24 protein-coding genes are annotated in these 25,835 nt (G+C 71.1%); 9 read left to right on the top strand and 15 right to left on the bottom strand.

Annotated elements, in window-relative coordinates; genetic code table 11:
- Positions 1-4 precede the first annotated feature (4 nt).
- From ACIA77_RS32970 to ACIA77_RS32930, 9 genes are all read right to left on the bottom strand, one after another.
- Positions 5-784, bottom strand: coding sequence for an ABC transporter ATP-binding protein (locus ACIA77_RS32970; RefSeq protein WP_395889939.1), 780 nt, complete (start codon positions 782-784; stop codon positions 5-7).
- Positions 774-1,316, bottom strand: a complete 543-nt coding sequence (locus ACIA77_RS32965) for a PadR family transcriptional regulator (protein WP_395889938.1) — start codon at positions 1,314-1,316, stop codon at positions 774-776. The genes ACIA77_RS32970 and ACIA77_RS32965 overlap by 11 nt, the downstream gene beginning before the upstream one ends.
- Before the next feature lie 73 nt (positions 1,317-1,389).
- Positions 1,390-2,283, bottom strand: a complete 894-nt coding sequence (locus tag ACIA77_RS32960) for a LysR substrate-binding domain-containing protein (RefSeq protein WP_395889937.1) — start codon at positions 2,281-2,283, stop codon at positions 1,390-1,392.
- A gap of 125 nt (positions 2,284-2,408) precedes the next feature.
- Complete coding sequence (locus tag ACIA77_RS32955) at positions 2,409-3,749, bottom strand: MFS transporter (RefSeq protein ID WP_395889936.1); 1,341 nt, start codon at positions 3,747-3,749, stop codon at positions 2,409-2,411.
- 122 nt (positions 3,750-3,871) lie between these two features.
- Positions 3,872-4,990 carry a CaiB/BaiF CoA transferase family protein gene (locus tag ACIA77_RS32950; protein ID WP_395889935.1) on the bottom strand — a complete coding sequence of 373 codons (1,119 nt, stop codon included), beginning with the start codon at positions 4,988-4,990 and terminating at the stop codon, positions 3,872-3,874.
- Positions 4,987-6,156 (bottom strand): acyl-CoA dehydrogenase family protein, encoded by a 1,170-nt coding sequence (locus ACIA77_RS32945; protein WP_395889934.1) that lies wholly within the window; start codon positions 6,154-6,156, stop codon positions 4,987-4,989. The genes ACIA77_RS32950 and ACIA77_RS32945 overlap by 4 nt, the downstream gene beginning before the upstream one ends.
- Positions 6,153-7,154, bottom strand: coding sequence for a thioredoxin-disulfide reductase (gene trxB / locus ACIA77_RS32940; protein WP_395889933.1), 1,002 nt, complete (start codon positions 7,152-7,154; stop codon positions 6,153-6,155). The genes ACIA77_RS32945 and trxB overlap by 4 nt, the downstream gene beginning before the upstream one ends.
- Before the next feature lie 18 nt (positions 7,155-7,172).
- Entirely contained in the window at positions 7,173-7,727 is a 555-nt protein-coding gene (locus ACIA77_RS32935; RefSeq protein WP_395889932.1) for a UGSC family (seleno)protein, read from the bottom strand.
- Positions 7,728-7,761: 34 nt separating this feature from the next.
- Positions 7,762-8,868: a hypothetical protein gene (locus ACIA77_RS32930; RefSeq protein ID WP_395889931.1), complete on the bottom strand. Its 1,107-nt coding sequence runs from the start codon at positions 8,866-8,868 to the stop codon at positions 7,762-7,764.
- A 118-nt stretch (positions 8,869-8,986) separates the two neighbouring features.
- Here ACIA77_RS32930 and ACIA77_RS32925 point away from each other — a divergent pair, with 118 nt between their 5' ends.
- Complete coding sequence (locus tag ACIA77_RS32925) at positions 8,987-9,910, top strand: LysR family transcriptional regulator (protein ID WP_395889930.1); 924 nt, start codon at positions 8,987-8,989, stop codon at positions 9,908-9,910.
- A 148-nt stretch (positions 9,911-10,058) separates the two neighbouring features.
- Here ACIA77_RS32925 and ACIA77_RS32920 read toward each other — a convergent pair whose 3' ends face one another.
- On the bottom strand, positions 10,059-11,669 hold the full coding sequence (locus ACIA77_RS32920) for a thiamine pyrophosphate-binding protein (protein ID WP_395889929.1): 1,611 nt from the start codon (positions 11,667-11,669) through the stop codon (positions 10,059-10,061).
- 194 nt (positions 11,670-11,863) lie between these two features.
- On the opposite strand from ACIA77_RS32920, the gene ACIA77_RS32915 reads away from it, so the two are divergent.
- The 6 genes from ACIA77_RS32915 to ACIA77_RS32890 all read left to right on the top strand — a co-directional run bounded on the left by ACIA77_RS32915 (position 11,864) and on the right by ACIA77_RS32890 (position 20,418).
- Positions 11,864-12,844 (top strand): LysR family transcriptional regulator, encoded by a 981-nt coding sequence (locus ACIA77_RS32915; protein ID WP_395889928.1) that lies wholly within the window; start codon positions 11,864-11,866, stop codon positions 12,842-12,844.
- 230 nt (positions 12,845-13,074) lie between these two features.
- Positions 13,075-14,508 carry a cytochrome ubiquinol oxidase subunit I gene (locus tag ACIA77_RS32910; RefSeq protein WP_395889927.1) on the top strand — a complete coding sequence of 478 codons (1,434 nt, stop codon included), beginning with the start codon at positions 13,075-13,077 and terminating at the stop codon, positions 14,506-14,508.
- Positions 14,505-15,536, top strand: coding sequence for a cytochrome d ubiquinol oxidase subunit II (locus ACIA77_RS32905; RefSeq protein ID WP_395889926.1), 1,032 nt, complete (start codon positions 14,505-14,507; stop codon positions 15,534-15,536). Before ACIA77_RS32910 ends, ACIA77_RS32905 begins: the two co-directional genes overlap by 4 nt.
- A gap of 104 nt (positions 15,537-15,640) precedes the next feature.
- Entirely contained in the window at positions 15,641-17,503 is a 1,863-nt protein-coding gene (locus ACIA77_RS32900; protein ID WP_395889925.1) for a glycoside hydrolase family 15 protein, read from the top strand.
- The gene (locus ACIA77_RS32895) at positions 17,500-18,852 is read left to right on the top strand and encodes an NAD(P)/FAD-dependent oxidoreductase (RefSeq protein ID WP_395889924.1); all 1,353 of its coding nucleotides are present in this window, start codon (positions 17,500-17,502) and stop codon (positions 18,850-18,852) included. Before ACIA77_RS32900 ends, ACIA77_RS32895 begins: the two co-directional genes overlap by 4 nt.
- 12 nt (positions 18,853-18,864) lie before the next feature.
- The gene (locus ACIA77_RS32890; RefSeq protein ID WP_395889923.1) at positions 18,865-20,418 is read left to right on the top strand and encodes a GMC family oxidoreductase; all 1,554 of its coding nucleotides are present in this window, start codon (positions 18,865-18,867) and stop codon (positions 20,416-20,418) included.
- Between the two features lie 12 nt (positions 20,419-20,430).
- On the opposite strand, the gene ACIA77_RS32885 is transcribed toward ACIA77_RS32890, so the two are convergent.
- Positions 20,431-21,828 carry a glucose-6-phosphate dehydrogenase gene (locus ACIA77_RS32885; protein ID WP_395889922.1) on the bottom strand — a complete coding sequence of 466 codons (1,398 nt, stop codon included), beginning with the start codon at positions 21,826-21,828 and terminating at the stop codon, positions 20,431-20,433.
- 96 nt (positions 21,829-21,924) lie between these two features.
- Positions 21,925-22,410: a DUF3237 domain-containing protein gene (locus tag ACIA77_RS32880; RefSeq protein WP_395889921.1), complete on the bottom strand. Its 486-nt coding sequence runs from the start codon at positions 22,408-22,410 to the stop codon at positions 21,925-21,927.
- A gap of 68 nt (positions 22,411-22,478) precedes the next feature.
- Between ACIA77_RS32880 and ACIA77_RS32875 the strand changes: the two genes are divergently transcribed.
- Complete coding sequence (locus ACIA77_RS32875) at positions 22,479-22,916, top strand: MarR family winged helix-turn-helix transcriptional regulator (protein WP_395889920.1); 438 nt, start codon at positions 22,479-22,481, stop codon at positions 22,914-22,916.
- A complete protein-coding gene (locus ACIA77_RS32870) occupies positions 22,916-23,161 on the top strand; it encodes a hypothetical protein (RefSeq protein ID WP_395889919.1) in 246 nt (81 codons plus the stop codon). Before ACIA77_RS32875 ends, ACIA77_RS32870 begins: the two co-directional genes overlap by 1 nt.
- Before the next feature lie 48 nt (positions 23,162-23,209).
- Here ACIA77_RS32870 and ACIA77_RS32865 read toward each other — a convergent pair whose 3' ends face one another.
- From ACIA77_RS32865 to ACIA77_RS32855, 3 genes are read right to left on the bottom strand one after another with little or no spacing between them, the layout of a single operon-like run.
- Entirely contained in the window at positions 23,210-23,659 is a 450-nt protein-coding gene (locus ACIA77_RS32865) for a cupin domain-containing protein (RefSeq protein ID WP_395890055.1), read from the bottom strand.
- Positions 23,660-23,664: 5 nt separating this feature from the next.
- On the bottom strand, positions 23,665-24,600 hold the full coding sequence (locus ACIA77_RS32860) for an NADP-dependent oxidoreductase (protein WP_395889918.1): 936 nt from the start codon (positions 24,598-24,600) through the stop codon (positions 23,665-23,667).
- Between the two features lie 22 nt (positions 24,601-24,622).
- Positions 24,623-25,831: an MFS transporter gene (locus ACIA77_RS32855; protein ID WP_395889917.1), complete on the bottom strand. Its 1,209-nt coding sequence runs from the start codon at positions 25,829-25,831 to the stop codon at positions 24,623-24,625.
- Positions 25,832-25,835 lie beyond the last annotated feature (4 nt).

Here is a 25,835-nt window from a genome sequence, read left to right as displayed (position 1 = left end):
GCCGTCAGCCTTCCCAGCTCAGGAGCGCGCCGAGCGGCGTGGTGTCGCCCTGGCCGCCGAGGCGGGTGTCGTCGACGAGCGCACCGTCGCGCAGGGACACGACGCGGTCCGCGGTGGCGGCGACGCGTTCGTCGTGCGTGACCAGCACGAGCGTCTGGCCGGCTGCGCGCAGCTCGGCGAACAGGCGCAGGACGTCGTGGGTCGCGGCGCTGTCGAGGTTCCCGGTGGGCTCGTCCGCGAGGACCACCAGGGGTTCGTTGACCAGCGCACGCGCGATCGCGACCCGCTGCCGTTGCCCGCCGGACAGTTCCCCGGGCAGGTGCCGCGCCCGGCCGGCGAGCCCGACCCGCTCGAGGAGCCCGGCCGCACGGGTGCGGGCGGTGCGCGGCGTGGCGCCGGACAGCAGCGCGGGCAGCTCGACGTTCTCCGCCGCGGTCAGCTCGTCCATCAGCTGGAAGGACTGGAAGACGAACCCGGTGGCGCGGCGCCGAAGCCGGGCCAGCCCCCGCTCGCCGAGCCGGTCGATGCGCCGTCCGCCGAGCCACACCTCGCCGCCGGTGGGCCGGTCGAGACCGCCGAACAGCTGCAGCAACGTGGACTTGCCGCACCCGCTGGGCCCGGTCACGGCGAGCAGCTGGCCGGCCGGCACGTCGAGGTCGACCCCGTCGACGGCCCGCACCAGGCTTTCGCCGTGTCCGTACGCGCGGGACAACCCGACCGCTCGCAGCACCGGCCCGCTGCCGGGCCTCGACCGGCCCCTGACCGGCCGACGTTCACTCGTCATCCACGCTCTCCGCTCTCCCGGTCCGGGCGGACCACGTCCGCTCACACGCCCGCAGCCACCGCAGCTCCGCCTGCCACCGAAGCGCGACGCCTTCCAGCAGCAGCCCGGCTTCCGAGTCCTGGTCCTGCGCGAGCACGGCGCGCTGCACCTCGGCGAGGCTGCGCATCAGCTCCCGCCGCCGCGCGTCCACGAGCGCGACCGGATCCGCCAGCCCCGACTCGGCCGCGGCCACCAGCTTCAGGTGGAACTCCGTCACGTCGCCCTTCGGCCCGGCTGCCTCGGCCATCCACGCGGCCACCCGCTCCTGCCCCGCCGCGGTCACCGCGTACACCTTCCGCCGCGGCCCCCGCACCGGTTCGTCCTCCCGCTCCTGCACGACCAGGCCCGCCTTCTCGAGCCGGGTGAGCGTCACGTAGACCTGGCCCACGTTCAGCGTCTCCCCCCACGGCCCCAGCGCCGCCACCAGCCGCCCGCGCAGGTCGTACCCGTGCGACGGCTCCTTGGCGAGCAACGCCAGCACCACGTCCTGCACGAACACCCCTCCCCGCCGACAGGGTCAATAGATAGCGGTTAGGCAAATGGGTGTCAACCACGCGGGGTGCGGGTTATGACGGCCCGGAACCGTAGGCGCTCAGGACGTGGTCGCGGAACGCACTCACCGCCGGGGTGTCCCCACCTCCCGCCCGCCACACCAGGGCGATCTCCCGAACGACGCCGGGGTCCAGCGGGATCTCCGTGGCGCCGTCCGGGACCGGCTGCTCGTCGGCGGGCAGCAGCGCGACGCCGAGCCCGACGGCGACGAGCCGGCGCACGGTCTCGACGTCCTCCCCGGCGAACGCCTGCCGGGGAGTGAACCCGGCCGCGCGGCAGAGGTCGTCGGTGAACTTCCGGAAGCCGAAACTCTCCTTGAACCCGACGAACCGTTCGCCGGCCAGCTCGCCGATCCGGATCCGCGCCCGCCGCGCCAGCGGGTGACTCGCCGGGATCGCCGCGACGACCCGTTGCTCGCCGAGGACCACCTGCTCGAGCTGCGAGCAGCCGGGCCGGCGGGTCATGAGCGCGAGATCGCACTCACCCGACTCCACCTGGGCGAGAACCTCTTCCCCGGAGCCCTGGGACAGGACGAACCGCACGTCGGGATGCCTGAGGCGGAACCCCCGCAGCAACTCGGGAACCCGCCGTTGTCCCATCGTGTTCAAGAACGCGAAGCTCACCCGGCCACGCCGCGGATCGCGTTCGCCGGCGACCTGACGGCACCCGTCGCGCAGAGCCGCAACGCAGGACACGGCGCTGCGGACGAGATGCTCACCCGCCGCGGTGAGCCGGACCCGGCGGCCGATCTTCACGGTCACCGCTGCGCCGAGCTCGGCGCCCAGCTGCGCAAGCCATCGGCTGGCCGTGGGCTGCGGAATTCCCAGCCGGCGCGCCGCCTCGGTGATGCTGCAGTCCACGTCGAGCAGTGCCAGCAACACCAGCCGCGGTGCGAGTGCTGCCACCATGCTGTCCACTTCGGACCCGGCATCGGGAGGAGACCCGCACGAGCGGGGCCCCGAGCCGGCCGCACACCCTCCTTCGGCCCCGCCGAGCCCGCCCCGCCGGCCGGGGCCGGGCGGCTGCCCCGGCCTCAGGCGCGTTCTCCGGCTCGGGTGCTGCCGGCCGGCTCGGCTTGGGCCGAAGCTCCCTGTTCGCCGGGTGTTTCGCGCCGGCGACGACCGCGCAGGCTGATCGTGGAGATCAGCGTGATCACCGAGAGACCGGCGATGTACCAGCCGAACCAGCTCTCGGCACCGGCGTTCACCAGTGCCGTCCCGATCGTCGAGACCGTGCCGCCGAAGATCGCGATCGAGAGCGCGTAGGGGAATCCCGTGCCGGCCACGCGAACGCGTTGCGGGAACAACTGCACGAGGACGGCCGCCATGATCGAGGTGCCGAACGAGGTGAAGACGAGGCCGATGATCTGCGCGGTGAGGGCTCCGGCGAAGCCCGCGGACATCAAGTGGAGCAGCGGCACCGTGCCGACCGCGGTCGAAATCGCGAACGCGTAGAGGAGCGGACGCGTGCCGACCCGGTCGGCGAGCACGCCCACCACCGGGGCGGCGACGGTGTAGCAGGCCAGGCCGATCAGGCTCGCGATCATCGAGGACGACGCACCGAGGTGGGTCACGAGGGCCGCGTACGTCGGGAAGTAGGTCGTCCAGAGGTACACGCTCCCGCCGATTCCGGCGACCAGTCCCACCACCTGCAAGCTCGGCACCGGGTGCCGGCGGAGCGCTTCGAACAGGCCGGGTTTGGCCGGCGAGTCGCCGTCCGGCGCCGAAGCGAGCGTTTCTTGCGACCGGTGCCGAATCCACCAGGCGACGATCGCGACGACCGCGCCGAGGGCGAACGGGATGCGCCATCCGTAGCTGCGCATCGCTTCGTCGCCGAGAACGCCGGCGAGCGACGCGACCACGCCCAGCGCGACCATCTTGCCGACGCTCGAGCTCACGAACATGAAGCTCGAGAACAACGCCCGCCGGTGGGCCGGTGCGGATTCGACGAGGAAGGCCGCCGCCGCCGTGTACTCACCGCCGGCCGAAAGACCTTGGAGGAGGCGCGCGACGACGAGCACGATCGGCGCGCCGACGCCGATGTGCGCGTACGTGGGCGTGATCGCGATCAACAGGCTCGACGTGCCCATCATCCACACGCTGACGCTCATGGCCGCCCGGCGTCCGTAGCGGTCGGCGAACACGCCGATCACGAGGCCGGCGACCGGCCGGACGAGGAAACCGACCGCGAACACCGCGAACGCACTCAGCAGCGGCACCAGCTGGGAACCGGAGGAAGACGGGAAGAACTGGCCGGCGAAGTAGATCGCCAGGTACGAGTAGATCAGGAAATCGAAGAACTCGACGAAATGACCGGCCGCCCCGGCGACGAGTTGCCGCGCCGGCCGGTCGACCGTGGTACCTGAGCTTGTCATGGACGGTCCTCCTGGGGGAAGGACACTCGGTTGCGCTGCGCGCTCCCCGGTGTCGACGTTGACAGTTCTGGGGTGTGGAGCTGACGTTCCTCGGCTTTTTCGTGCTGGGGCGCTTTCCGCCGCTATGTGGGCAGCGGTGGCGGCACGAGGCGGTAGGTCGCCGCGGTTTTCGACAGCCGGATCGGACAGGCGACTTGCGGGAACGTCGTCCCGGTGTCGGGGCACGTGATCGGGACGACGGCGTCCAGGTCGAGCGCGCTCGCCAGTTCGAACGCCTGCTCCAGGTCGTTGATCGGGCTGCAGGGAACCCCCGCCGCGCGGAGCAGGCCGAACCAGTGGTCGGCCGGTGCGCGGGTCAGGGTCGCTTCGAGTTCCTCGACGAGCTGGTGCCGGTTGGTCACCCGCAGGGGGTTCGTCGCGAACCGCTCGTCGCCGACCAGATCGGGACGGCCGAGGCAGTGGGCCAGTGTCGCGAAGAGTTTGTCGTTGGCGGCGGCGATGGCGAGTGGCCGGTCGGCCGTTTTCATCGTCTCGTACGGAGCGATGCTGGGATGCCGGTTGCCCAGCGCCCGGGGGACGTGCCCGGTCGCGACGTGGGCGGACGCTTGGTTGGCCAGCGCGGACAGCAGCGAGGAGAACAGGTTCACCTCGATGTGCTGGCCCGAACCCGTTTCGTCGCGGTGCCGCAGCGCCGCGAGGATTCCGGTGACGGCGTGAAGGCCGCAGATCACGTCGACGAGGGCGACGCCGGTCTTGATCGGCGTCGCGTCGTCGGGTCCGGTGATGCTCATGAGCCCGCCCGCGGCTTGGACGATCAGGTCGTAGCCCGGCAGGTCCGCTCCGCCCGCCGACCCGAATCCGCTGATCGAGCAGTAGACGAGTCCGGGCAGCGCGCCGGCCAGCTGTTCGTAGCCGAGCCCGAAGCGTTCCATGGTGCCCGGGCGGAAGTTCTGCACGACCACATCGGACTGTTCGATCAGGGCTCGCGCTCGCGCCCGGCCCGCCTCGGTGCCGAGGTCGATGCCGTCCGCCGACTTGTTCCGGTTCGCGCCGAGGTAGTACGTGGCCTGCCCCTCGTACCACGGCGGCCCCCACGAACGGGTCTCGTCGCCCGAGCCCGGGCGCTCGACCTTGATCACTTCGGCGCCGAGATCGCCCAGCAGCATCGTCGCGTACGGGCCCGACAGGACCCGGGTGAAATCGGCGATGCGAAGGCCGTGCAACGCGCCGGTGCCGCTCACTTGAACGCTCCGATCCCGGTCAGGGCCTGACCGACGGTGAGCTGGTGGATCTCGGAGGTGCCCTCGTAGGTCAGCACGGATTCGAGGTTGCCGGCGTGGCGGATCACGGGGTAGTCCAAGGTGATCCCGTTCGCGGCGAGAACGGTCCGGCACTCGCGGGCGATGGCGATCGACTCGCGGACGTTGTTCAGCTTGCCGACGCTGATCTGGTGCGGGCTGATCCGGCCCGCGTCCTTCAGCCGGCCGAGCCTGAGCGCGAGGAGCATGGCCTTGCCCAGTTCGACCGCCATGTCGGCGAGCTTGGCCTGGGTCAGCTGGAACCCGGCCAGCGACCGGCCGAACACCGGCCGCTCGATCGCGTAATCGATGGCGGTTTCCAGGCATTCGCGCGCCGCCCCGGGCGCCCCGAACACGATGCCGTACCGCGCCTCGTTCAGGCAGGACAGCGGCCCGGACAGGCCCTCGGCCTCCGGCAGCACGGCATCGGCGGGCAGCCGGACGTCCTCCAGCACGAGCTGGGAGGTGACCGAGGCGCGCAAGGACATCTTCCGCGTGATCTCGGGTGCGCTGAACCCCTTGGTGCCGGTGGGAACGAGGAAGCCCCGGATCCGCTCGTCGGCCCGAGCCCAGACCACCGCGACGTCGGCGGCCGACCCGTTGGTGATCCACATCTTGCTGCCGTTGAGGATCCAGTCGGCACCGTCCCGCTTGGCGGTGGTGCGCAGGCCGGCGGGGTCGGAGCCGTGGTCCGGCTCGGTCAACCCGAAGCAGCCGATGGCCCGCCCCGTCGCCAGCTCGGGCAGCCACTGTCGTTTGTGGTCTTCCGAACCGAAGCGGTGAACGGCGAACATGGCCAGCGACCCTTGGACCGAGACCAGGCTGCGGATCCCGGAGTCGGCCGCCTCCAGCTCGTGGCAAGCCAGGCCGTACGCCGTGGCGCTCGTGCCCGCGCACCCGTAGCCGTGCAGGTGCATGCCCAGCACTCCGAGTTCGCGAGCGAGATCGCGAATCGGCAGCCGCGCTTGCTCGAACCAGGTCGCCACGTGGGGGCGCACCCGGTCGTCGCAGAATCGCCGCACGGTGTCGCGGATGTCCTTGTCTTCGTCGCCGATCTCGTCGTCGAGCGACAGGAGGTCCCAGGGACGGATGGGGCTCCGGGTGGTCATCGCACACTCTCCGGGGTCAGTACGGCCGGCTCGCCCGCCAGGCTGCGCTCGTGGGCGTGTTCCTCGAGCCAGCGTTCGGCGTCGAGCGCGGCCGTGCACCCGCTGCCGGCCGACGTGATCGCCTGCCGGTACACCGGGTCCTGCACGTCGCCACACGCGAAGACGCCCGGGACGCTCGTCCCCGAGCCGCGACCGGTGCGCACGCAGCCCGAATCGTCGAGCGCCAGCTGCTGCCCGAAGACCGCGGTGTTGGGCAGGTGGCCGATCGCCAGGAACAAGCCGGTGACCGGGAGCACGGCGTCGGCTCCGGCCGCGGTGTCGCGCAGCCGGACGCCCTCGAGACGATCTTCACCGACGAACGAATCGACGACGCTGTTCCAGCGCACGGTGATCTTGGGCTCGCGTTCCGCCCTCTCTTGCAAGATCTTCGAGGCTCGCAGCTCGTCCCGCCGGTGGATGATCGTGACGGTACGGGCGAATCGCGAGAGGAACAGCGCCTCCTCCACCGCGGAGTCTCCCCCGCCGACGACGGCGATGTCGTGCCCCCGGAAGAAGAAACCGTCGCACGTCGCGCAGGTCGACACCCCGCGGCCGATGAGCTCGTCCTCACGCGGCAGTCCGAGCATCCGGGTCCGCGAACCGGTGGCGACGATGACGGATCGAGCGAGGAACGCACCGGCGTCGCCGCTGACTTCCACCGGGAACGGGGACCGGGCCAGGCCCAGCCGGACAGCCTTTCCCGGCACGAGGCGAGCACCGAACTTCGTCGCCTGCTCGCGCAGATCGGCGATCAGCTGCGGGCCCGTCACTCCGCGCGGGAACCCGGGGTAGTTCTCCACGTCGGTGGTCAGCATCAGCTGGCCGCCGGGCTGGTCCGAAGTGGACGACGGTTCGCCCTCCAGCACGACCACGTTCAGCGCGGCCCGCGCGGTGTAGATCGCCGCGGTGAGCCCCGCCGGCCCACCGCCGACGATCAGCACGTCCACTGCTTCTGGCATCTCGGCTCCCCTTCGGTGTCAGACCCGGGCGGCCGGGCGCTCGCCGGTGACCCAGATCGACAGGGCCTGGGGCGCGACTTCGCGGGCCCGGCCGCTCAGCAGGTCCGGGGCGAGGGAGGAAATGGGGTGGGTGATCACGACGGGCTGCAGCTCGTCCATCCCGTGAGCACGCTTCTGCAGGGTCGCCTCGCGCTCGAACTCGGTCGTCACGATCACGGCGGCCGGAAGGCCCCGCAGCTCCATCTGGATGCCGTCGTTGACGCACGAAGACGTGCACGAACCACAGTCACCGATGGCGGTGAGCACGATGTCGTTCTCGGCGGCGATCCGGTCGAGCAAGGCCGGATCGGCGTCGGAGGAGAAGTGGTGCTTGTCGTAGAAGCGCACGCTGTCGAACTTCGCGCCGAGTGCCTCCATCTCCGCCACGGAAAGCCGGAGCAGCTTGGAGGCGTTCCACTTCGTGTTGTTGAGCACGGCCAGCCGGGCGCCCTTGGTCGCGCTCACGCGGGGCGCGGCCGGCTGCGCGGCCGCCTCGACGGTCCCGGTGGGGTCGAAGGTGGTGAAACTGTCCATTTCGGTCGTTCTCCGTTCGGGGTGGTGAAGGGGATCAGAGGCGGCAGGTGCCGTCGGAGCAGTCGGGCCCGTCGGCCGCCTGCGGGAGCTCGCCCCGGGTGCTCGCGATCGGCTGCAGGACCGGCACGGTGGCCCGGCTCCAGCCGGGCAGGACCGCCGAGAAGCGGCCGGCGAGACCACCGGCCACGAACAGGTGCAGATCGTCGGGCGTTTCCACGATCGGGATCGGCGACTCGAGATCCCGGCGGTACCACTTGGGCAGGTTCCGGTTGTAGACCTTGCCGTAGCGGTGGCCGTGGGCGATTTCGCCGAACCGGTTGGCGCTGTTCATCCACAGGTAGCTGCGCACGTCGTGGCGCGTCCAGCCGTGCTTGTTGATGGTTTCGGCGTGCTCCGGGCCGATCACGATCGTGCAGCTGCCGCCGAGCACGCTGTTGTTGTGCGCGATGGTGCGCATGCCGGAGGCGATGCTGTCGAGGATGCCCTCGGGGTCGTCCGACACGTGGTTGGTCACGCTGTGCGGGGCCTCAGCGGCGATCGCGAACACCGTGCTGTCTTCGGGGGCGTAGCCGTGCTCGACGTGGTAGGGCGCCCACGGGCTCGCTTCCTCGTTCTCCGCGATGCAGAAGGTGTACTTGCCCGGGTGCCCGAGCGTGCTCTTGTCGAGGTCCCCCGGGATGCCCCCGCCGACCGCCAGCATGACGAGCCGGATCGCGCGGCCGATCGTGGCGTTGGCCCGGTTGCCGGAACCGAAGACGTTGCCTCCGGAGTTCATGCCGATCTCGGTGCGGATCGGGCCGTTGACCACCAGCAGTGGCGAGGTCACGTGCGTGGTCGCCTGGAGGCCGTTGAGGTTGAAGCGCGGCTCGCAGATCGCGTGCACGGCCGCCTTCACCACCGGCGCGTACTCGGGTTTGCACCCGGCCAAAACCATGTTCACCGCGAGAACCTGGCGCGTGAGCGTGCCCCAGCGGGGCGGAACCCGTCCCTCGACGACCGAACCGGTGCCGCCCAACGCCTCGACCATCTGCTCGACCAGTTCGGGGGTGGGCGGAACGACCGGCAGACCGTCGCTCCACGGCTGGTCGAAGTAGTGCTCGACGAGCTCGGCGGCGCTCCGCTCGTTCTGGGCCAGTGTCATGACTTCCTGCCTCCGCACATCGTCGTTCGGGAACTGCCCTCAGACGCTAGGAGCGGGTTATCATTGCGTCCAGTGAAAGAATTTTCTTAGATCAATTCTTCTGAGGAATGAGGCGGCGATGGAGCTTCGCGACCTGGACGTCTTCCTCGCGTGCGCCCGCACCGACCACTTCGGACGGGCGGCGGAGGCTCGGCACATGTCGCAATCGGCGGTGAGCAAAGCGATCGGGCGCGTCGAGGACGAGCTGGGGATCCCGTTGTTCGACCGGCAAGGCCGGGTCGTCCGCCTCAACCGCTACGGTGAGTTGTTCCGCACGCACGTGGAAGACGCGATGCGCTCGCTGGACGCCGGCCGGACCGCGGTGGCGGACGCGACCGACCCCGAACGCGGAGAAGTCGCGCTCGCCTTCGTCCCGAGCCTCGGGCCGACCTTGATCCCGGGGCTGGTCCAGAAGTTTCGCGCCACCTTCCCCCGCGTCCGGTTCCTGCTCTCCCAGGGCGGAGCGGAGCACGTGGTCGGGATGCTCGAGAGCGGGCAGGTCGATCTCGGTCTCACGTCACCCGATCCGGTCCGCCCGGACGTCGAGTGGACTCCACTGTGGACGGAGCGGCTCGTGCTGGTGACCCCGCCCGGGGACACCACCCCGGGGAAGGGTCCCGCTCGCCTGCGTGACGTCGCGGACCGGCCCTTCGTCGCGCTCAAGACCGGCTACGGGCTGCGCCGGATCACCGACGACCTCTGCACCGAGGCGAACGTCCGGCCGAGGATCGTGTTCGAAGGTGCCGATGTCCCGACCGTGCGCGGGTTGGTGGGCGCCGGCCTCGGCGTCGCGGTCTTGCCGCCCGCCGCGGGACCCGAGCGCCGGTGGAGTCCCCCGGAGACCGATCTCGCGGATGCGGGCGCCGAACGCACGATCGGGATCGCCCGCGTCCGCGGCCGCTACCTTCCCGTCGCGGCCCAGCGCCTCCGGGAGGTGCTGATCGACGAACACGTCCACCTGCTGCGGGCGACGTTCGACGCCTTCGCCTCCGAGGAACGGTGACGGCCACGGCCGTCGTCACGTGATCACCGCCGTCCGGCGGCGACAGCGATCTCGGCGAGCACCACCCGCCCGGTTACCGCGATTTCCGTGGCGAGCGTTTCGTCGGTGCCGTCCATGATGCCGCCGGTCACTCGTGCACTCCTCTGCGTCAGGACGCGATGTCGACCGCCGGATCCAGCCGGATGTCGACGACCAGTGGCCCGTCGAGGTTCTCGACGAGCCCCTCGATCGCGTCGAACTCCTCCGGTTTCCGCACGGAAACCGCTCGCGCGCCGAGTCCTTCCGCCACCCCCCGAACATCGGGCCAGGAGGTGTAGGAATGCGCGGGATCGATGCCGTAGCCCGCCAGTTTGTGGTACTCGGCGCCGTACGCGCCGTCGTTGAACACCAGGACGACGAGCGGAAGTTTTTCGCGGACCGCCGTGGCCAGTTCGGCGGGGTTCATCATGAAGCCGCCGTCGCCGATGGTGCACACAGTCGGCTCGCCGGGGCGGGCGAAAGCCATCCCCAGGGACCCGGCCAACCCCAGCCCGACCGCACCGAAGCCGCCCATCGTGGTGAAAGCGCGCGCGTCGGAAACGTGGAGGTGCCGCCACGCGGCGTTCACGAACCGGCCCATGTCGCTCACCAGGTTCCGGCGCGCGGGCAGGATCCGGTCGAGACGCAGTGCCGCCGTCCTGACGTCGACCGTGTCACCGCCCGACTCATCGGTGAACTCGGCGCCGGGCTCGAACGCACTCACCTCGGCTCGCACCCGCTCGAGCCAAGCCCGGCTGGGCGTGCGCCCGCTTTCGCGCAACGTCGCGGCCATCGCCGAGGCCACCGCTTCGGCGTCACCCACCACGGCCTCGGTCACCGGCGTGTACCAGCCGAACCGGCGGGGATCGTGGTCGATCTGGACGATCTTCTTGCCCGCGAAGAGCTCACCCCGCAACGAGGTGTAGACGTTGAGGCTCGCGCCGAACGCGATGACGCAGTCGGACTCGGCGAGAGCCGCGCTCGCCGGGCCGTGGGCGAGGGTGCCGCAGATGCCCAGATCGCCGGGCTGTCCGCGGAAGAGGTCTTTCGCCAGCACCGAGGCCGCGACTGGAGCGGCGAGAACCCCGGCGAGGTCCACGAGGGCCTCGCGCGCGCCGGATTCGACCGCTCCCCGCCCGGCCAGCACGATCGGCCGGTTCGCCGCCGCGATGAGCCCCAGTGCTGCGTCGAGGTCCGCTTCACCGGGAACGCACCGCTCACCTCGGGCCGGCGCCCGGACACGCTGGAGATCCTCGACGGGCGACTGCAGCAACCCGTGCGGAACGTCGAACACCACCGGCCGGCGTTCGGCCACGCAGCGGCGCAGCGCCCGCTCGAGGTCTCGAGCCAGCGTCTCCGGCCGGTAGACGCGCTCGTGGCCGGCCCCCGCCGCCGCGGCGAAGGCGGGCAGGTCGAGCCGCTGGAAATGGGTCGGCTCCGCCGGGGTTTCGCCCGTGAGCACGAGTACCGGGGTTCGGCTCCGCACCGCCTCCACCACCGCGGTCATGGTGTTGGTCACGCCGGGTCCGTGCGTCACCGTCGCGAACCCGACCCGGCCGGTGGCGCGTGCCCAGCTGTCGGCCATGGCGACCCCGCCACCCTCGTGCGCCGTGCCCACGTACTGCCCGCCGCGCTCCCGGAATTCCGCGACGCAGGCCATGTTCGCGTCGCCCATCACCCCGAACAGCGGACGGACGTCGAGATCGATCAGTGCCGCGGCAAGAGCCTCGTAGAGCTGCATATCACTTCCTCGAGACGGCGGACGTTCGCGGCCGGCGGCGAGCCGGCGATCAGGTCCACCGGCCGGCTTCCCCGACCGTAACCGCCGCCGAGTAGACCGTCCAAGACATGTGTGGTCTTCTCGAATATCCGGTGGATATAACAGTTCTCATCACCAAATCCGACATTCACTACGCAGGTCGATACACTGTGGATATGGCGGACCCTGAGCTGCGGCTGCTCCGGTACTTCGTCGCGGTGGCCGAGGAACGTCACTTCGGGCGGGCGGCCGATCGCCTCCACATCGCGCAACCACCGCTCAGCCAGCAGATCCGCAAGCTCGAGCAGCAACTCGGCGCCGAGCTCATCGACCGCTCCCGACGGCCGATCGAACTCACCGACGCCGGCGAGGCGCTCTTCGCCGAAGCGCGGCTCGCCCTGGTGCACAGCGAACGGGCGTTCGCGGCGGCCCGCCGGGCGGCCACCGGACAGCTCGGGCAGGTGCGCATCGGCGCCCTGCAGGCGGCGGTCAACGGTGTGCTCGCCACCATCATGCGTGCCCACCACCGCGAGTACCCCGACGTCAAGCTCGAGCTGACGGAGCTCGGCAGCCACGAGCAGGTGGCGCAGCTGCTCGCGCACAAACTCGACGTCGGATTCCTGCGCGGTCCCATCGACGAACCGGCTCTCGCCGTGGAAACCCTCATCGAAGATCCCTTGGCCGCGGTGGTGCCCGACGATCACCCGCTCAGCGGGCAAGACCTGATCGACCCCGCGACCCTCGCCCACGAACCGGTGGTGCTCTGGACCCGGGCCGCCGCCCGTACGACGTTCGCCGACGTCGTCGAGCTGTTCCGGCAGCACGACATCCAGCCCCCGGTCGCCGAGGAATCCCCGCGGATCCAGACGATCCTCGCGCTCGTGGCCGCCGGGACCGGAATCGCGCTCCTGCCGACGTCGTTCGCCAACCTCGGCCGGCACGGAGTCCGCTTCATCGCGATGGCCGAACCGCTCCCCCACCGGCCACTCGCACTCGCCTGGCGCTCCGGCGACCGAGCCCCCAGCCTCACGGGGTTCATCGCTGTCGCTCGCAAGACGAAAGCCGGTTACCTGCGGGACCTGATGCTGCGCCACCCCCAGCTCACCACGGATCCCGGTACGGCTCGCGCCGCTCACAGCCGAAAACGCCGTCGGTGAATCGGCAACCCGGGAAGTCGGCGGACCCGCACCGGACACCGGGGCGGTGAGCGCCGTCTTCCCGCGGCGGCCCGGCGACGTCCGGGCGCTGCGGCCGCTCGGGTTTCCGGCCGACGTCATCCCCGCGAGGTGATGCCCGGCGGGCGCGGGAGCCGTCAGGGTCGGGGCATCGCCGCAACCGGCGAACCCTCGGCGCGGCCGCGGTCGTGCCCTGGCAGGCAGAGGTGACCGTGGGCGAGACGCTGACCGGCCTGGCGACCATGGCCGCCGGGGTGAACCCCGTTCCGTGGGCGCGTTCGCAGATGGCGTTCACCCTCGCCTTCCACATCATCCTGGTGCCGCTCGGGGTGTCGTGGGCGTTCATGGTGCTGATCGCGAACTACCGGGCGCTGCGGCACGACGACCGCGCGGCGCTGGTGCTCGCGCAGCGCTGGTCGAAGTACATGGCCGTGACGTTCGCCGTGGGAGCGGTGACGGGGACCGTGCTGAGCCTCGAGTTCGGGCTGCTGTGGCCGCGGTTCATGGGGACCTGGGGTGAGGCCTTCGGCGTGCCGTTCGCGTTCGAGGGGCTGTTCTTCTTCACCGAGGCGATCTTCGTCGCGATCTACATCTTCGGCTGGCGGCGGCTGAAACCGTGGCCGCACTTCTGGACCGGCGTGCCGATCGCCGTCGCCGGGGTGTTCGGCGCGATCTCCGTGGTCGCGGCGAACGCCTGGATGAACGCCCCGTCCGGGTTTACGGCCAACGCGCAAGGCGAGATCATCGACGTCGATCCGGTGGCGGTGATCTTCAACGACGCGATGCCGTTGCAGGCCGCGCACATGGTCGTCGCCGCCTACCTGGTCGGCGGGTTCCTGATCTCCTCGGTGTACGCGGTCGGGATGCTGCGCGGCCGCACCGATCGCTACCACAAACTCGGGTTCCTCATCCCGTTCACCGTCGCCGCCATCGCGACACCCATCCAGATCATCGTCGGCGACACCCTGGCGCGCTGGGTCTACAGCGACCAGCCCGTCAAGTTCGCCGCCATCGAACTGGTGCCGACGACCAGCTCGGACGTGCCCGAGGTACTGCTGGGCCACCTCAACGCGGACGGCACGGTCACCGGCGGCATCCCGATCCCGGGCCTCGCGTCGTGGCTGTCGAACCCTTCCACCGGTCGCTCGACCGTCGTGCAGGGGCTCGACATCGTGCCGCCCGACGCGCGCCCGACGATCCTGGAGGCCAACATCGTCCACCTCGCCTGGGACGTGATGGTCGGGCTCGGGACCCTGCTGTTCCTGCTGGCGCTCTGGTACGGCGCGATCTGGCTGTTCCGGCGGCACATGCCGGCGAGCAAGTGGTTCCTGCGCGCCGCGGCGTGCACGGGCGTGCTCTCGGTCGTCACGATGGAGGCCGGGTGGGTGGTCACCGAGGTCGGCCGCCAGCCGTGGATCGTCTACAACCTGATGAAGGTCGAGGCCGCCGCGACGGGGAACACGGGCGTCTGGATCACCTTCATCGCCGTGCTCGTGCTCTACCTCGCGCTCGGTGTCACGACGATCGTGGTGCTGCGCTCGATGAGCCGGCGGTTCCGCCGCGCCGGCGGATTCGTCGAGCTGGACGCGCCGTACAGCCCGGCGAAGAAACCCGAGCCGGCCAAGACCGGGGAGCCCGAGCCGTGAGCACCGCCGTCGCGGCCGTGCTGCTGATCGCCATCGCGACCTACGCGGTGTTCGGCGGAGCCGACTTCGGCGCAGGATTCTGGGACCTGACCGCCGGCGGGCCCGAGCGGGGTGCGGCGCCACGCCACCTGGTGGAGCACTCGATCGGCCCGGTGTGGGAGGCCAACCACGTCTGGCTGATCTTCATCCTGGTCGTCACGTGGTCCGCCTTCCCCTCGGCGTTCCAGTCGATCACCCTGACCGCGTTCGTCCCGCTGGCCATCGCGGCGTTCGGGATCGTGTTGCGCGGCGCGAGCTTCGCGTTCCGCAAGACGGTGGTCACCGTCCGGTTCCGCCGTGTCTTCGGTGGCGCGTTCGCGCTTTCGTCCGTGCTCGTGCCGTTCTGCTTCGGCGCGATCGCGGGCGGCATCGCGTCCGGTCACGTGCCGGCCGGCGGGGAGGCCGGTGATCCCGTCGACAGCTGGCTGAACCCGACCTCGATCGTGACCGGGGTGCTGGCGGTCGTGCTGGCCGCGTACCTGGCGGCGGTGTACCTCGTCCGGGAGGCCCGGCTCGCGGACGACGCCGTGCTCGTGGCCTACTTCCGCCGCCGCGCCGTGGTGACCGCCGTGGTCGCGGCCGTGGCGGCGGTGATCGGCTTCGTCGTCCTGCGCTCGTCGGCCTCGCCCGTCTTCGACCGCCTGCTCTCGTGGGCGCTGCCCTGGGTCGTGCTCAGCGTGCTGAGCGGGTTCGGCGCTCTGGTGCTGCTGATCCGCAATTCCCCCCGCGGGGCGCGAGTGCTCGCCGTCGTCGCGGTGGCGTCGGTCATCGCCAGCTGGGGTTTCGCCCAGTGGCCGTACCTCCTGCCGCCGACGCTCACCGTTTCCGCTGCCGCCGCGCCCACCGGAACCCTGGCCGCGCTGGTGGTCGTGACGGGCCTGCTGGTTCTGCTCGTGGTTCCCGGCTTCGTGCTGCTCTACGTGCTCGACCAGCGCCGGCTGCTGCCCGAGGAAGGCGTCGAGGACGTCGCCGGCCCCGAGGCCGGCTGAGGCGTGCCGCAATCACCCGCGAAGGGTGATTGCCGCGCAGCCCGGTCCCCCGATCGTCGAAGCAGGCGCGCGCTTTCGCGCGTCACGACTGTGAAGGAGCCTCCGTGAGTTCCACGACGTCGCCCTTCCCGCCGATCGCGGACTACGCGTTCCTGTCGAACTGTCACACCGGTGCGCTGGTCGCACCGGACGGCTCCGTCGACTGGCTCTGCCTGCCCGCGTTCGACGCCCCGAGCACCTTCGGCAACCTGCTCGACCGCGGAGCCGGCTCGTTCCGGTTCGGTCCGTACGGGATCAACGTGCCCACCGCACGCGCCTACGTGCCCGGCACGAACGTCATGACCACCGCCTGGCACACACCGCGCGGCTGGTTGATGGTGCACGACGCCCTGACGATGGGTCCGCGGCGCGCCCGCGACACCGTCACGCCCCACACGAGGCCGCCCGCCGACTACGACGCCGACCACCTGCTCGTGCGCACCGTCGAATGTCTCGAAGGTGCGCTGGAGGTCGAACTGGTCTGCGAGCCGGCGTTCGACTACGGGCGGGTGCCGGCGGTCTGGACCATCGTCGGCGACGACGACCACACCGCCGACGCGACCGGGGCCGGGCAGACCTTCCGGCTGAGCACCGACATGCTCATCGGCATCGAGGGCGGCGCGGCGCGGGCTCGGCACGTGCTGGCCAAGGGCGACAAGGCGTTCTGCGCACTGTCGTGGGCCGAGGGGCTGGCGTCGCCCAGCGACGTCGAGGACGCGCAGGCCCGGATCGACGCGACGATCCAGTTCTGGCGCACCTGGCTCGCCCGCGCCCGCATCCCGGACCACCCCCTGCGCCACCCCATCGAGCGCTCGGCGCTCACCATCAAGGGCCTGACCTACATGCCGACCGGCGCGACGGTCGCGGCGCTGACGACATCGCTGCCCGAGTCACCGGGCGGTGAGCGCAACTGGGACTACCGCTACACCTGGATCCGCGACACGACGTTCACGCTCCAGGCGCTGCACTACCTGAACCTCGACTGGGAAGCCGACGAGTTCATGCAGTTCGTCGCCGACCTCGACCCGAACACCGACGGTGGCCTGCAGATCATGTACGGCATCGACGGACGCCGGGATCTGACCGAGTCCACTCGCGACGACCTGAGCGGTTACGAAGGTGCCCGGCCGGTGCGCGTCGGCAACGGCGCGTTCGACCAGCGCCAGAACGACGTCTTCGGCGCGGTCCTGGACTCGTTGCTGCTGCACACCGCCAGGAGCAAGCACCTGCCGCGCCGGCTCTGGCCGCTGGTCCAGTCGCAGGCAGCGTGTGCGACCGCCGCGTGGCGCGATCCGGACCAGGGCATCTGGGAGGCCCGCGGCAAACCGCAGCACTACGTGTCGTCGAAGCTGATGGGCTGGGTGGCACTCGACCGGGCCGCCAAGCTGGCCAACATCCGCGACGACGACAAGCTCGCGAGCCAGTGGCGCTCGACGGCGGACGAGATCCGCGCGGACATCCTCGAGCACGGGGTGAGCGACCGCGGCGTGCTCCGGCAGCACTACGACACCGACGCGCTGGACGCCTCGACCCTGCTCGCGGCCCTCTTCGGGTTCCTGCCGGGCACCGACGAACGGATGCGCAAGACCGTCGACGCGATCGACCAGGAGCTGAGCGAGAACGGCTTCGTCCTGCGCTACCGGACCGACGAAACCGACGACGGGCTGTCCGGCAAGGAGGGCACGTTCCTGATCTGCTCGTTCTGGCTGGTCTCCGCGCTCGCCGTGGTCGGCGAGATGGGCCGGGCGACGAACCTGATGGAGCGGCTGCTGCGGATCGCGTCGCCCTTGGGCCTGTACGCGGAGGAGTTCGAGGTCGACCGGGCGCGGCACCTCGGGAACTTCCCCCAGGCGTTCTCCCACCTCGCCCTGATCCAGGCGGCCAGCCGGATCATCCTGTCCGACTACCTGAAGGAGCTGTCGCTGTGACCGGGCCGGGAGCCGAGAGCCGGGACGTCGTGGTGCTGGGCGGCGGGCTGGCCGGCGTCGCGTGCGCGCAGCGGCTCGGAGACGAGGGCATCGGGGTGACGCTCGTCGACCGCAACGACTACCACCAGTTCCAGCCGCTGCTCTACCAGGTCGCCACCGCGCAGCTGCCCGCGGAGGACATCGCCCGTCCGCACCGGGTGATCTTCCACGACCTCCCGACGGTCGAGGTCCGCACCGCGCACGTGACGGACCTCGACGTCGCGAACCTCAGCCTGACGCTGTCGGGCGGCGAGCAAATCAGCGGCTCGCACCTCGTGATCGCGGCCGGCGCGCAGCCCGAGTACTTCGGGGTCCCCGGCGCCGCCGAGCACGCGTTCCCGCTCTACTCGGTGGCCGACGCCGAGCGGCTGCGGCTGCACGTGCAGGACCTGCTGCGCGCGGTCGCGGCCGGGGAGCTCGACCAGGACGCCCTCGACATCGTCGTCGTGGGCGGCGGGCCGACCGGCGTCGAGATCACCGGCGCGCTCACCGAGCTGATGACCGCCCTCGCGACCATGGAACGGATCCCGGCGTCCGGGAAGATCTTCCTGATCGACCGCGGCAGCAAGCTGCTCGGCGCGCTCTCCGACCGGTCGCACGAGTACGCGTACGAGCGGCTCACCGAGCAGGGCGCCGAGCCGCGCCTCGACACGGGGGTCGCGTCGGTGCACGCCGACCGGGTGGAGCTCGACGACGGCAGCGCCATCCCCACCCGCACCGTCATCTGGGGCGGGGGCGAGTCGGCGGCGCCCGTGGTGCAAGCCGCCGCCGGGCTCAAGACCGGCCGGGGCGGGCGGGTCGACGTGCTGCCCGACCTGACGGTCGAGGGACTTCCGGGGGTGTACGCGGTCGGCGACGCCGCCAACATCCCGGCACACCACGGAGCGACGCTGCCGCAGCTGGGCTCGGTAGCCCAGCAGTCGGGTGAGTGGGCGGCCGCCAACATCCTGCGCGAGCGAAGCGGGCAGCCGACGAAACCGTTCCACTACAAGGACAAGGGCATCATGGCCATGATCGGTCGCAACGCCGCCGTCGCCGAGGTCGGCAAGCACCGCCACCAGGTCGACGGCCCGCTGGCGTTCGCGGCCTGGCTCGGGGTCCACGCGATGCTGCTGAGCGGCGTGCACAGCAAGGTCGACGCGTTCATGTCCTGGGCCTGGGACTACTTCGAACGCGACCACGCGGCGATCGTCGAATGGTCCGCGAAGCCGAAACGCATCGTCTGGGAAGACGACACCGCCGATGCCCCGCACATCTCAGCCGGGCGCGCGGCGCGCGGCGGCTCGGCGACGACAGCCGGCAATTCCTGAGGAGGAAACGGCATGGCCGAGCACTACGACGTCATCATCGTGGGATCGGGGGCCGGTGGCGGCACCCTGGCGCACCGGCTCGCGCCCTCGGGAAAGCGCGTCCTGATCCTCGAACGAGGCGACTGGCTGCCGCGAGAAGCGGAAAACTGGGACGCCGAAGCCGTGTTCGTCGACAACCGCTACATTTCACCCGACCAGTGGTTCGACGCCCGGGGCAAACCGTTCCAGCCGCAGGTCCACTACTTCGTGGGTGGGGCGACGAAGTTCTACGGAGCCGCGCTGTACCGGCTCCGCCGCCAGGACTTCGGCGAGCTCCGCCACCACGGCGGCGTCTCGCCCGGGTGGCCCATCGGGTACGACGAGCTGGAGCCGTACTACACGCAGGCCGAGCAGCTCTACCAGGTGCACGGCAATCGGGGCGAGGATCCGACCGAACCGCCGGCGTCCGCGCCGTACCCCTTCCCGCCCGTGTCGCACGAACCGCGCATCCAGCGGCTGTTCGACGACCTGACCGCCGCCGGCCTGCACCCGTTCCACGCGCCGTCGGGGATCATGCTCGACGAGGCCCGGCCCGCGTTCAGCACGTGCATCCGCTGCGCCACGTGCGACGGGTTCCCGTGCCTGGTGCACGCGAAATCCGACGCCGAGGTCATCGCCGTGCGGCCGGCCATCGAACACGACACCGTGACGCTGATCCGCAACGCGCACGTGCGCCGGCTGGAGACCGACGAATCCGGGCGGACGGTGACCTCGGTCGTCGCCGACGTGGACGGTGCCGAGCAGCGCTTCTCCGCCCACGTCGTCGTCGTGTCGGCGGGCGCGGTCAACTCGGCCAAGCTCCTGCTCGCGAGCGCGAACGACCGGCATCCGGGCGGCCTCGCCAACGGGTCGGACCAGGTCGGGCGCAACTACGTGTTCCACAACAGCCGCGCGTTCCTCGCGATCTCGACCGAGAAGAACGACACGCGGTTCCAGAAGACGCTGGGGCTGAACGACTACTACTTCGGCGACGACGACTTCGCGTTCCCGATGGGCAACGTGCAGATGGTGGGCAAGTCGTCCGCACCGATGTACCGCGGTGAAAAGCCCATCGCGACGGCACTGGCGCCGACGTTCGCGCTGCGCGACGTGGCCGAGCACGCGGTCGACTTCTGGCTGTCCGTCGAAGACCTGCCCCAGCCCGGCAACCGGGTGACGCTCGGCCGGGACGGGAACGTCAAGCTCAGCTACACCCCGAACAACCAGGAACCGATGGAGCAGCTGTACCGCAGGGTGAAAAAACACCTGAACCACCTGGGGCTGCACCCGCACCACCTGATCCCCCGGGACGTCTACATGAAGAACGACGTGCCGGCTGCGGGCTGCGCGCACCAGGCCGGCACGGTGCGGTTCGGGCGCGATCCGGCGACCTCCGTCCTCGACACCGACTGCCAGGCGCACGAAGTCGACAACCTCTACGTCGTCGACACGAGCTTCTTCCCGAGCATCGGCGCGGTCAACCCGGCGCTGACTGCGATGGCGAACGCCCTGCGCGTGGGAGACCACCTGCTGGCGCGCCTCGGCTGAGCCCGCTCGCCGCTACGTCCAGGGTGCCCGCCAGCCGCCGAAGCCGGCCGTGATGTGCGCGCCCGCTTCCGGACCCCAGCTGCCGGGCTTGTAGCTGTGCACGGGCGGCGGTGCGTCGAGCAACGGCTGCATGACCCGCCAGGCCTCCTCGACGCTGTCCTGGCGCGAGAACCGGATGCTGTTCCCGATCATCGCCGCGTGCAGCAGGGTCTCGTACGGCGTCGGACCCTCGCCGCCCTCCTGTGCGAACTCCATGTCGAGCTCGATCGGCGCGAGCCCGGCCAGGTCGGCGCGGTGCGCGTCGACCTGGATGCGGACCCCGGTCGACGGGTCGAGCCTCAGGACCAGCTGGTTCGGCTCCGCTGTCCCGGACAGCCCGAAACCCAGCCGGGGCGGACGTTTGAACACCAGCCGCAGCTCGGTCTGCGTCACCGGCAGCCGCTTGCCGGTCCGGATGAAGAACGGCACCCCGGCCCAGCGCCAGTTTTCGATGTCGAGCCGCAGCGCCGCGTACGTCTCAGTGGCCGAATCGCGGGCCACGCCGTCGATGTCGAGGTAGCCGTCGTACTGGCCGCGCACGTAGTGAGCCGGATCGGCCTCCGCCACCGCCCGGAACAGGCCGACCTGCGAGTCTTTGAGCGTCATCGGGTCGCCTCGCGAGGGCGGTTCCATCGCGGCGGCCGCGACCACCTGCATGAGGTGGTTGACGACGACGTCCCGCAGCGCGCCGACGGGGTCGTAGAAGTGGCCGCGGTCCTCGACGCCGAAGCTCTCCGCCATGGTGATCTGCACGCATTCGAGGTAGTTGCGGCTCCACAGCGGTTCGAGGATGGCGTTCGCGAAGCGCAGGTGGAGAATCTCCTCCAGCCCCATCTTCCCGAGGTAGTGGTCGATCCGGAACAGCTGGGACTCGTCGACGTACTGGTGCAGCTCGTCGGCCAGGTCGCGCGCGGACTGGCGGTCGTGCCCGAACGGTTTTTCGATGACGAGCCGGGCGCCGCCGGTCAGCCCGGCCTCCGACAGCCCCTTGACCACGCGGCCGAACAGGAACGGCGGGATCTCCAGGTAGAACACCGGAGTGGCGGCGCCGTTCACGGCGGCGCCCACCCGTTCGTAGGTGCCCGGATCCGTGAAGTCGCCGCTGACGTAGGACAGCTTCGCGGCGAACCGGTCGAAGACCTCCTTGTCGAGTTCTCCCGTCGCCTCGATCGACGACCGGGCCCGCTCGACCAGCCGGTCGAGCCCCCAGTCGTCGGCCGCCACGCCCACGACGGGACACGTGAGCAGGCCGCGGGCCTCGAGCCGGTAGAGCGAACGGAAGGTCATCACCTTCGCCAGATCGCCGGTGATGCCGAAGACGACCAGTACGTCCGCCGGCCGTGCGTCAGGCCCCTTGGCTGTCGCTGTCATCCCTACCTCCACCGCGGTCACGACCGTGTCGGGTCGACACGATGACGCGTGGGAGCACAGTTGCGCGTCGCCCGCTCCGGATGACTCCGGGCCCGGCTACCGCACCTCGAAGACGTCGATCTTCGCCGAGGACCGCGCGCGGGCGCCGTGCGCGACGGTGACCACGCGGTTCAGCCAGGCGACCCGCGGGGCGCCGGCGTCGAAGAAGCGGCACTCGCGGAAGTAGTACGACGCCGGATCGACCTGCTCCCCGGCCGCCGGCCGCGCCGGCACCTCCGCCGGGCCGTGCCGCAGGCCGCGGCCGGTCAGGTCAACCAGGTCACCCTCGTCGGTGCGGAGCGCGGCGCGCACGTCGATCTCCGCCACGCCGTCGGGCCGGACCAGCTGGAAATCCGCCCCGCCGGGGAGCACCTCACCGCTGAGGCGCTCGCCGGTGAACGTCCCGCCGAGGACGTCGATCAGGCGGCGCTCGCCGTGCGGTCCGTTGTAGACGGTCTTCGGCGCGGCGAGCCGGACGTCGAGGGTGAACAGGGGCGCGAGCTCGAGCACGGGTGGTTCCTCCGGGTGACGGCGGTTGATCAAGGCCGTATACTACTCGTGCACGAAAGTTTCGTACACGAGAAGTCGAGCCCGCGAGGAGGGAGAATCCCGTGTCCCGCCAAGGTGGACTGCGGCGCAACCACGTGATCATGCTGCGCCGGGCGGTCCAGGTCACCACCGCGTGCTGGCAGGAGCGCATCACCGAGCTCACCCCGCCCCAGTACACGGTCCTGCTCGCGCTGGCGGACAACCCGGCGGCGAGCCTCACCGACATCACCGCGCTGACCATGATCGACTCCGCCACGCTCACGCCCCTGGTCTCGCGGCTCGCGGACCGCGGGCTGCTGACCCGGACGACGGATCCGGCCAGCGCGCGGCGGAAACTGCTGAGTCTCACCGGCGAAGGCACTGAAGTGCTCAAGCGGGTCAAGCCCCGGGCGCGCGCCGCGGAGAAAGCCAGCCTCGAAGCGCTGAGCGGCGACGAGCGCGAACAGCTGCTGTCGCTGACGACGAAGGTCGTCGACCACCACCGGGAGCGGACCGCGTGATGACCGAGTGCCGCGGCGCCGACCCGCGGGAGATCGCCGAGGAAGCCGGCGGCGGTGGCACCCTCGAGCGCATCGTGACCGACGCGGTCAACGACCACGTCGCGCCGATCCGCCGGCGCCGCGCCGAGTTCGCCCGGGACCCGGCGCCGGTGTCCGCGCTCCTGCCCGACGGCAACCTTCGCGCGGCCGCCACCGCGGAGGCCACGCTCGCGCAGGCGCGTGAAGTGATGGGCACGGTGTACTGACGCGCGCACCGAGGGAGGCGGGGGCTTGCACTCCCCCGCCGCCTCCGCCTACTGCGGCAGGTCGTCGACCTTGAGCTGTTCTCCCGTTGTGGCGACGAAAACCACCAGCAGCTTCGCCGGTTCGGTCGTGCTTGTGTTCTCGGTGGCGACGTGGTGGGCGCCCGGCGGCTCGGTCCAGTTCTCGCCCCGGTGGTAGGTGTGCGCGGGCTCGCCTTCGAGCTCGCTGCGGACCGCGCCTTCGAGCACGTAGGCGTAGACGAAGGCGTCACCGTGGCGGTGCGGTACCGCGCTCGCACCCGGCGGGAAGCTCACGACCGCCGAGGTGAAGGTCTTACCCGGCACGTTCGGGAGAGCTTTTTCCAGCAGCGGCGCCAGGGTTTCCGACGGCTTCGTCGAAACCGTCGCCGGCGCCGGGGCGGCCTGGGGCTGTGCCGAGGCGCCGCAGCCCGCGATCGTGGCCGCGATCGCGGCGGTCAGCAAGCCACCGGCGATCCGCATTCCGTTCACGACCGCGTCACTCCTTCTTCCGCCACCCGGATGATGGTCTTGCCGGGGACGCGGCGGTGGCGGCTGAACGCGGCGGCCGCCTCGGCGAGCGGGCGCACGTCGCCGACGAGGGGCTTCAGCCGGCCGTCGCGCACGCGCTGCGCCAGGTCGGCCAGCCGGGCGCGATCGGGTTCGACGACGAAGAAGACCGCGCGCCCATGCTCCGGCTGCACGGCCGGGGGCATGGCGATGGTCACCACGGTCCCGCCGGCTCGCAGCAGGGCAGTCGACCGCTCCAGGACCTCACCACCGATCACGTCGAGCACCACGTCGACCTCGCCGGCGCTGTCCAGGGACTCGGTGTCCAGGTCCAGGAACACGTCGGCCCCGAGACCGAGCGCGACCTCGCGGTCGGCCGCCCGGCCGGTGCCGATCACGCGGGCACCCACCTCACGGGCGAGCTGGACGGCGATCGACCCGACCCCGCCGGCGGCACCGTGGATGAGCACGGTCTGCCCGGTCGTGAGCCCGCCGTGGTCGAACAGGCCCTGCCACGCGGTCAACCCGGAGATCGGCAGCGCCGCCCCCACGGTGTGGTCGAGATCCGCCGCGAGCGGGGCGAGGTTGCGCGCCTCCACCGCGGTGTACTCGGCCAGCGACCCGTCGCGCGCCCAGTCGGCCAGCCCGAACACCCGCTGCCCGACCGTCAGGCCCGTGGTGCCGTAACCCAGCTCCACGACGACGCCGGACAGCTCGTGCCCGGGCACGCTCGGCGTGCGATCGCGGCCCGCGCGATCCGTCCACGTCGCGGGCCACTCCAGCTCCCCCGGCGTGAAACCGGCGGCGTGGACCCGCACGATCACGTCGTTCTCGGCGGCGTGCGGGTGCGGCACGTCGGTCAGGGTGAACCCGCCGATCCCGGCGGCACGGTCTCGTACGGTGATGGCTTGCATGAAACTTCCTTTCTCGATCGGGTCAGTGCTGGTGTGCGGTCGCGACCGGCCGCGGCCCGGCGACCCGGCGCCGGGCGGCGTGGACGGTGGCGCTCACCGACAGCACGCCGATGAACGCGAGGTACAGGTAGGCCGTGGTCTCCAGTCCCCACGACGGCGCCACCAGCCCGGCGGCGAGGGACGGGAGGCTCAGCGCCGCGTAGCTCACCACGTAGGCGGCGGAGAACACCGCTGAGCGCGTCGCCGCGGAGGTCGCTGCGCTGATGCTGCGCAGGGTGCCGTTGAACGTCAGGCCGACGCCCAGCCCGGCGATGATCGAGCCGGCGAGGAACACCGCCGTGGAACCGAAGACCAGCGCGGCCGCCAGCGCCACCGCGCCTGCGCTCAGCAGCACCGAGCCCAGCCACGTGGCGGCCCGCGCCGGGAGCCGCGCCGCCCACAGTCCGCCGACGCTGTTGGCGAGGAACAGCACCGCGATGCCGAGCCCGCCCGCGGCGCTGGAGCGCACGTTCAGGACGTCGTGGACCAGGGACGGCGCGAGCGCGAGGAACAGCCCGGTGACCGACCAGCCCGCGACGATGGCGGGAACGGCGGCGAAGAACTCGGCCCGCGATTCGCGGGGGACGCCGACCCGCGGCCGCAGCGTTCCGGTGCGCCGGACGACCGGCTCCGGGATGGCGACGACCAGTGCGGCGACGACCACGAACACGACGGTCAGCACCGGGAAGATCACCGCGTCGGGGCGGGCACTGACCTGCACGAGCACGCCCGTCACACCGCCGCCGACGGCCAGGCCGAAGCTCGTGCCCACGGCGGTCATCGTCGGGCCCCGGTGCGGCCGGTCCGCCGGTGAGAACTCGACCAGCCCGGCGGCGAGGGCGCCCGTCGCCGTCCCGGTGGCGACGCCCTGCACGATGCGCGCGACCACCAGGGAGCCGACGCCGCCGGCCGTCCAGAAGATCGCGGTGCCGGCCGCGGCCACCAGGAGGGCCGCGGCCAGGACCGGCTTGCGCCCGACGTGGTCACTCAGCGAGCCGACCGTCAGCAGGGCACCGACCAACCCGGCGACGTACACGGCGAAGACGACGGTGAGAACCGTGACCGAAAAACCCCACCGCTGCAGGTAAAGCGGGTAGATCGGCGACGGGGCGCTCGTCGACGCCATCAGCAGCACGGTGGCGAAGACGAGCAAGCCGAAGGAAGCACCTCGGCCGAAAGCTCGAGTGTTCATGGTC

The sequence above is a fragment of the Amycolatopsis sp. NPDC051903 genome, from assembly GCF_044452505.1.
Lineage (GTDB): Bacteria > Actinomycetota > Actinomycetes > Mycobacteriales > Pseudonocardiaceae > Amycolatopsis.
This window is presented reverse-complemented; position numbering and strand designations above follow the sequence as displayed.

Excerpts from the sequence above, each read along its gene's own strand:
- ACIA77_RS32970 (WP_395889939.1), bottom strand. The coding sequence starts at position 784 with ATGACGAGTGAACGTCGGCCGGTCAGGGGCCGGTCGAGGCCCGGCAGC.
- ACIA77_RS32960 (WP_395889937.1), bottom strand. The coding sequence starts at position 2,283 with ATGGTGGCAGCACTCGCACCGCGGCTGGTGTTGCTGGCACTGCTCGAC.
- ACIA77_RS32955 (WP_395889936.1), bottom strand. The coding sequence starts at position 3,749 with ATGACAAGCTCAGGTACCACGGTCGACCGGCCGGCGCGGCAACTCGTC.
- ACIA77_RS32945 (WP_395889934.1), bottom strand. The coding sequence starts at position 6,156 with ATGACCACCCGGAGCCCCATCCGTCCCTGGGACCTCCTGTCGCTCGAC.
- trxB (WP_395889933.1), bottom strand. The coding sequence starts at position 7,154 with ATGCCAGAAGCAGTGGACGTGCTGATCGTCGGCGGTGGGCCGGCGGGG.
- ACIA77_RS32935 (WP_395889932.1), bottom strand. The coding sequence starts at position 7,727 with ATGGACAGTTTCACCACCTTCGACCCCACCGGGACCGTCGAGGCGGCC.
- ACIA77_RS32930 (WP_395889931.1), bottom strand. The coding sequence starts at position 8,868 with ATGACACTGGCCCAGAACGAGCGGAGCGCCGCCGAGCTCGTCGAGCAC.
- ACIA77_RS32925 (WP_395889930.1), top strand. The coding sequence starts at position 8,987 with ATGGAGCTTCGCGACCTGGACGTCTTCCTCGCGTGCGCCCGCACCGAC.
- ACIA77_RS32920 (WP_395889929.1), bottom strand. The coding sequence starts at position 11,669 with ATGCAGCTCTACGAGGCTCTTGCCGCGGCACTGATCGATCTCGACGTC.
- ACIA77_RS32915 (WP_395889928.1), top strand. The coding sequence starts at position 11,864 with ATGGCGGACCCTGAGCTGCGGCTGCTCCGGTACTTCGTCGCGGTGGCC.
- ACIA77_RS32890 (WP_395889923.1), top strand. The coding sequence starts at position 18,865 with ATGGCCGAGCACTACGACGTCATCATCGTGGGATCGGGGGCCGGTGGC.
- ACIA77_RS32885 (WP_395889922.1), bottom strand. The coding sequence starts at position 21,828 with ATGACAGCGACAGCCAAGGGGCCTGACGCACGGCCGGCGGACGTACTG.
- ACIA77_RS32870 (WP_395889919.1), top strand. The coding sequence starts at position 22,916 with ATGACCGAGTGCCGCGGCGCCGACCCGCGGGAGATCGCCGAGGAAGCC.
- ACIA77_RS32865 (WP_395890055.1), bottom strand. The coding sequence starts at position 23,659 with ATGCGGATCGCCGGTGGCTTGCTGACCGCCGCGATCGCGGCCACGATC.
- ACIA77_RS32860 (WP_395889918.1), bottom strand. The coding sequence starts at position 24,600 with ATGCAAGCCATCACCGTACGAGACCGTGCCGCCGGGATCGGCGGGTTC.
- ACIA77_RS32855 (WP_395889917.1), bottom strand. The coding sequence starts at position 25,831 with ATGAACACTCGAGCTTTCGGCCGAGGTGCTTCCTTCGGCTTGCTCGTC.